The 5511-nt window shown below is 39.2% G+C and carries 7 protein-coding genes; 5 read left to right on the top strand and 2 right to left on the bottom strand.

Going from position 1 to position 5511, the window contains the following annotated elements:
• Positions 1–163: 163 nt before the first annotated feature.
• On the bottom strand, positions 164–913 hold the full coding sequence (locus Q7J63_RS16410) for an acyl-CoA desaturase (RefSeq protein WP_026333888.1): 750 nt from the start codon (positions 911–913) through the stop codon (positions 164–166).
• A 177-nt stretch (positions 914–1090) separates the two neighbouring features.
• Between Q7J63_RS16410 and Q7J63_RS16405 the strand changes: the two genes are divergently transcribed.
• Complete coding sequence (locus tag Q7J63_RS16405; RefSeq protein WP_304887683.1) at positions 1091–1465, top strand: phage holin family protein; 375 nt, start codon at positions 1091–1093, stop codon at positions 1463–1465.
• Between the two features lie 2 nt (positions 1466–1467).
• Here Q7J63_RS16405 and Q7J63_RS16400 read toward each other — a convergent pair whose 3' ends face one another.
• Positions 1468–1899 carry a helix-turn-helix domain-containing protein gene (locus Q7J63_RS16400; protein WP_019600362.1) on the bottom strand — a complete coding sequence of 144 codons (432 nt, stop codon included), beginning with the start codon at positions 1897–1899 and terminating at the stop codon, positions 1468–1470.
• 126 nt (positions 1900–2025) lie between these two features.
• Here Q7J63_RS16400 and Q7J63_RS16395 point away from each other — a divergent pair, with 126 nt between their 5' ends.
• The 4 genes from Q7J63_RS16395 to Q7J63_RS16380 form a co-directional block, all read left to right on the top strand.
• Positions 2026–2595 (top strand): hypothetical protein, encoded by a 570-nt coding sequence (locus Q7J63_RS16395; RefSeq protein WP_304887679.1) that lies wholly within the window; start codon positions 2026–2028, stop codon positions 2593–2595.
• Between the two features lie 76 nt (positions 2596–2671).
• The gene (locus Q7J63_RS16390) at positions 2672–3574 is read left to right on the top strand and encodes a histone deacetylase (protein ID WP_304887677.1); all 903 of its coding nucleotides are present in this window, start codon (positions 2672–2674) and stop codon (positions 3572–3574) included.
• Positions 3575–3855: 281 nt separating this feature from the next.
• Complete coding sequence (locus Q7J63_RS16385) at positions 3856–4473, top strand: OmpH family outer membrane protein (protein WP_304887675.1); 618 nt, start codon at positions 3856–3858, stop codon at positions 4471–4473.
• A 99-nt stretch (positions 4474–4572) separates the two neighbouring features.
• Positions 4573–5511, top strand: a 939-nt coding sequence (locus Q7J63_RS16380; RefSeq protein WP_304887674.1) for a deoxyhypusine synthase family protein, incomplete at its 3' end; no start/stop codon positions are given.

Genomic DNA, 5511 nt, shown 5'->3' with positions numbered 1-5511 from the left:
AAATTAGTTCGGTATAGGCTTCAATAGAGAAATTTTAAAAGCTAGTGGCGAAAAAAAAGAAAGCGACTAAGTCACTCTTGTCAATGACTTAGTCGCTTTCAAAATTTTACCTTCAGTTTTAGCTACTTTTTCAGTGGCCTCCTGATTAAGTGGTTATTTTTTTTTAGGAGGTTCTCAGTTTGATGATTCCCGAAGCGTGGAGTATTTTTACGATCGGGTAAGTGGGATCAAATTCGTACCATTTTACCGCAAAGTTCGGTCGGTTTGGAAGTTTGTGGTGGTTGTTTTGAAAAAGCTCTCCCAACATCAAAACATCGAGCAACAGGCTGTTTTTGGATTTATCGTTATTGTCAAAATTTGCATATCCATATTTATGTCCACTCCAATTGACGATGGCTCCGTGAACCGGACCCATCATAAAATGAATGGGGAGCAAGAAATACATCCACCAATGGGTCCCAGCCAATTCGAAAACCGAAATGCTCAACACATATATTGTTACATAAAATGCGATCCATCCCAATCTGGATACCATGGAATCGGCAATGAGGTCAAATTTATTCCAATCTGGAACATCCTTTGAAAACCTTTCTTCAGGTTTCAGTCTGAAAGAAAAATACTCATTGTAAATGTTCTTGGTCTTCCACATCATGGTAAAAAGATTTTCGGTATGATGGGGGCTATGGGGATCTTTTGGAGTGTCACTGTAGGCATGATGCATCCTGTGCAGGATCGCATAGGCTCGGGGAGACAAATAGGAGCTCCCTTGACAAACCCATGTGAAAAAGTAAAAAAATCTTTCCCAAAATTTGCTCATGTAGAACATTTGGTGGGCAGCATATCGATGTAGGAAGAAACTTTGGCTGAAGAGGGAGAAATACCAATGCAGCAGGAAGAAGACGATTAGAATCACGTGGGTAATTTGTTTGTTTGATATACCAAAGGTAATGTCAAAATATCATAAAATTAAATCCAATACAAAAAATCAGTCACAGCCTGACATATATCAGCTTTTTCAAATTGGTTTTTCTTAATTTTGCATATTGAAAAGGCATTTCATTTTTCTTACACACTCTTTAACCGAAATATAATGGCTTCATCGAGCAGCGCTTTGAATATCGTTTTACAATTGATCTTGGGTGGTGTTGCAGTTTTGCTGACAAGCTATTTACTTCCAGGGGTGCATGTTGCGGATTTTTTCACTGGAATAGTAATAGCAGCATTGATTGCCTTATTGAACATCACGATCAAACCCATATTGATCATTTTGACGATCCCGATCACCATTGTTACCTTGGGTCTTTTTCTATTGGTCATCAATGCACTTTTGATCCTGATCGCAGCGGCCATTGTACCTGGGTTTTCTGTGGATGGATTTTGGTGGGCATTGTTTTTTGGTTTGATTTTGGCCATCATCAATTCACTTTTGGGAGTGTCTTTGGGCGGGAATAACAAGTGGATTTGATGTTAGGATCTTTTGGGGATGTTTTGGTCTCGAATTCTTTGGTAGGCTGTTAATTTACCAGACGCGTCTTTGGCGAAATGCTTTTGATTGGATTTTGGCACATTTACCACCAAGACATCGAATTCCTCAGGGGTGTTATTTTCTCCCCCAAAGTTTCCTTCATAGACTTCAATGCCAAATAAAACAGGTGGATGGCAATATTCCAGGGATGATTTTTCGATCATGTAAATTTCTTCTTCGGCATCGATCTTAGTTATTCTTTTTTTGTCTGAAATCCCCACGATAATTTGGCCACCCTGTGTGTTCGCAAAGGAGACAAGCGTTTTGGCGATTTTTGACAAGCTGGATATGTTTTGCTTGAAGTCCAGTATTTCACTTTCGGACTGTTTTAAAATTTGTTTGATAAACTCATTATCTTTTTTTGGGATAATCATTTTTTTTATGTTAATTATTTAAAAATTAATCAGTTGTGAAGAGATTGGTTTGTTGATACGGTTTTTCCGTTTTTAAATTAGCTTAATCCGTTGTAAGTTGTCTCCATGAACCCGTTATTTTAAGCTATGAACTATCCAAATGAAGGTTTTGCCCCTGAAACCATCGAGGCTTTAAAAAAAGAACTTAAAGCCAGCAAGAAAACATTTAAAATTGTACCTGGAGAGGAAAACAACGACGAATTTGTCAACTTCTACTTCATTGGCGTCTTTGAAGGAAAAGAGGTCATTTATGATGCTGCTTTGTACACGCTTAGGCTGCATCACTCTTCAGAAATATATGAATTGGCAGAACACGAGGCAGCAAAAAAATTTCCGAATTTCAAAGGAATCCACTATGAGGAAGACGAAAATGGAAACCTTAAGCCATTAAGCAGTGAAGATGAGGAAATTGGTTGGTTTATTACCGAAATCATCATGGAACTGGAGGAAGAAGAAACCGTGAAAGTTCAGGAATTCATTGATTTGGATACCAACCATGATTTTGGAATAGGTCTCGATGCTGCGTTAAACGTGGAGTACATCGATGAAGAAGTAATTTCCAAATTCGTGAAGGAATTCAATGATGATACCATTGAACTTGACGACACCTTATATGCCTTTCAATCCGAAGAGGAAGATGTGGACGATGAAGATTAATTCATTTGAAGATTTAATCTTTTAAGGAACAAAATTCAAAAGCGCTTGTTAAAACACAGGCGCTTTTTTTCTTCCTATGCTAAAAATATCTTGGTCACCTATTTATTTTCACCCACTACCACAAGGGCACAGGTTCCCGATGGAAAAGTACAACTTGCTTCCCGAGCAACTCCTATACGAAGGGACGGTAAGTCAATTTAATTTTTTTGAACCCACTTTAATTGAGGAAAAGTGGATCACCAAAACACATGACCCAGATTATTTTGGTAAGCTCCAAAATCTTTCACTGAGCAAATCGGAAATTCGAAAAACGGGTTTTCCATTGAGCCAAGAATTGATCGATAGAGAAATCACCATATTAAGTGGTTCGGTCCAAGCTTCTCTTTTTGCCTTGGAATACGGAATAGCCATGAATATCGCAGGAGGGACCCATCATGCTTTTTCGGGCAGGGGCGAGGGCTTTTGCTTGCTGAATGACATTGCCGTTTCGGCAAATTATCTTTTGGAGAATGCGCTGGCAAAAAAAATATTGGTCGTGGATCTAGATGTGCATCAAGGGAACGGGACGGCTGAGATATTCAAAAACCAAAAACAAGTATTTACCTTTAGTATGCATGGTGCATCCAACTATCCCATGCATAAAGAAAAATCAGATTTGGATATCGGCCTTCCTGATCATACCGATGATATAAATTATATCAAGACATTAAGGAACAGTCTTCAACCGATCCTGGATAATTTCCAGCCAGATTTCATCATTTACCAATGCGGAGTGGACGTTTTGGCAACAGATAAATTGGGCCGTTTGGGGTTGAGTATTGCAGGATGTAAAGAAAGAGACCGGATAGTTTTGGCCTTGGCCAAAGAAAACGGGATTCCGATCTTGTGCTGCATGGGAGGTGGATATTCGGAAAAGATCAGCCATATCATTGAGGCGCATGCCAATACCTACAGGTTGGCACAGGATATCTTCTTTTGAACTTGATTGTTTTGCTTTTGGGACGAAAACCCATCGATTCTCCTAAGAAAAAACAGACTAAATCCGATTCCTCTTGATGTGTAAAAAATTTCTCTTTTGATGCTTATCGTTTGAAAAAGTCTTAAAAACTTAACCTTTTCAATCAATATGAAAGTAGATGTCCTGAGGATGTCAAGTAAAAACCGTCTTAACGGATTTTAACATATAGGTGTCAAAATTCAATTTGTGAATTAAATACTTTGTTTATATTTGCCTCAAGTTGAAAAAATAAGAAAAAAAACGTGAAAAAATTAGCTAAAGTATTTGGCCTTTTGGCCGTAGTTTCATTATCGTTCTATTCCTGCGGCAAGACAGGTGACTCTTCAACTGCCGAAAACGGTACAGAGAGTAAATCACAAGTCAGTGGCAGCGACCTTAAAATCGCCTATATATTGACAGACAGTGTGATCGCCAACTATGAATTTTTCAAGAAGCGTTCAGGGGAAATCACTGAAAAAGGAAGGAAATTTGAATCAGAATTGGGTACACGTGCCAAAGGATTTGAGCAGGAAGTCGCTAATTTCCAACAAACAGCTACAACCATGACCATGAACCAAGCGAAAGCAAAGGAAGAGGATTTGGTTAAAAAAGAAAGAAACCTAATGACGTACAGGGACAACTTGATGCAGGAGCTTTCCGCAGACGAGTCTAAACTTTACAGTGATGTTTACGATCAAATCCAAGAATTCTTGGCGGAATACGCGGAAGACAAGGATCTTGAATTTATATTTTCCAATACACGAGGTGGCGCTATTTGGTACTCCAAAAAAGCGTTTGACATCACAGCAGAGGTGACTGAGGCATTGAACAAAAAATTCAGTTCCACACCAAACACAGCAACAGATAGTATTGCCAAATAAATATAATTTTATACGACACGAAAAAAGCCCGATTAAATCCCGGGCTTTTTTCGTGTCGTATAAATTGGTACTTTTGACCCAAATTAAAACAAAGGATTCATGAAAATCACTGAATTTTTAAAACACAATTACAGACATTTTAATGCAGCCGCATTGATAGATGCTGCTGATGGCTACAAAGCCCACATGGACAATAACGGTAAAATGATGATCACGCTTGCTGGGGCCATGTCCACGGCAGAGCTAGGGATTTCATTGGCCGAAATGATCCGACAAGACAAGGTTCAAATCATCACCTGCACCGGTGCTAATCTTGAAGAAGATGTGTTCAACCTGGTTGCCCATGATTATTACGAAAGAATCCCGAATTATCGAGATCTTTCTCCTGAACAGGAACAAGATTTGGTAGAACGTCACATGAACAGGGTTACAGACACCTGTATTCCAGAAATGGAAGCCATGAGAAGGATTGAAAATGTAATTCTTGAAGAATGGGTTCAAGCCGATCAAGCCGGAGAAAGTTACTTCCCACACGAATTTTTCTATAAAATCCTTTTGTCGGGCAAGTTGGATGCGTCCTTTCAGATTGATCCCAAAGACAGTTGGATTTTGGAAGCAGCCAAAAAGAACCTTCCGATAATTGTACCGGGATGGGAAGATTCTACGTTGGGAAATATGTTTGCAGGCCATGTTATTACAGGTGATGTCAAGAATGTCCATACCGTTAAAACCGGTATTCAATACATGATGTTTTTGGCAGATTGGTATACCAAAAATGCTACAGAGGACAGTACTGTTGGCTTTTTCCAAATAGGAGGAGGCATCGCAGGTGATTTCCCAATCTGTGTGGTACCGATGCTTCATCAGGACTTGCAGAGGACAAATGTTCCATTATGGGGATATTTCTGTCAGATCTCGGATTCGACAACTTCCTATGGTTCTTATTCCGGCGCAGTGCCGAATGAGAAAATTACTTGGGGGAAATTGGGGATAGCCACACCCAAGTTTATTATAGAATCAGATGCAACCATTGTTGCA

The sequence above is a fragment of the Rhodonellum sp. genome, assembly GCF_030656585.1.
GTDB lineage: Bacteria > Bacteroidota > Bacteroidia > Cytophagales > Cyclobacteriaceae > Rhodonellum > Rhodonellum psychrophilum.
The sequence above is the reverse complement of the archived record's forward strand: the minus strand, read 5'-3'. Positions and strand labels throughout refer to the sequence as shown.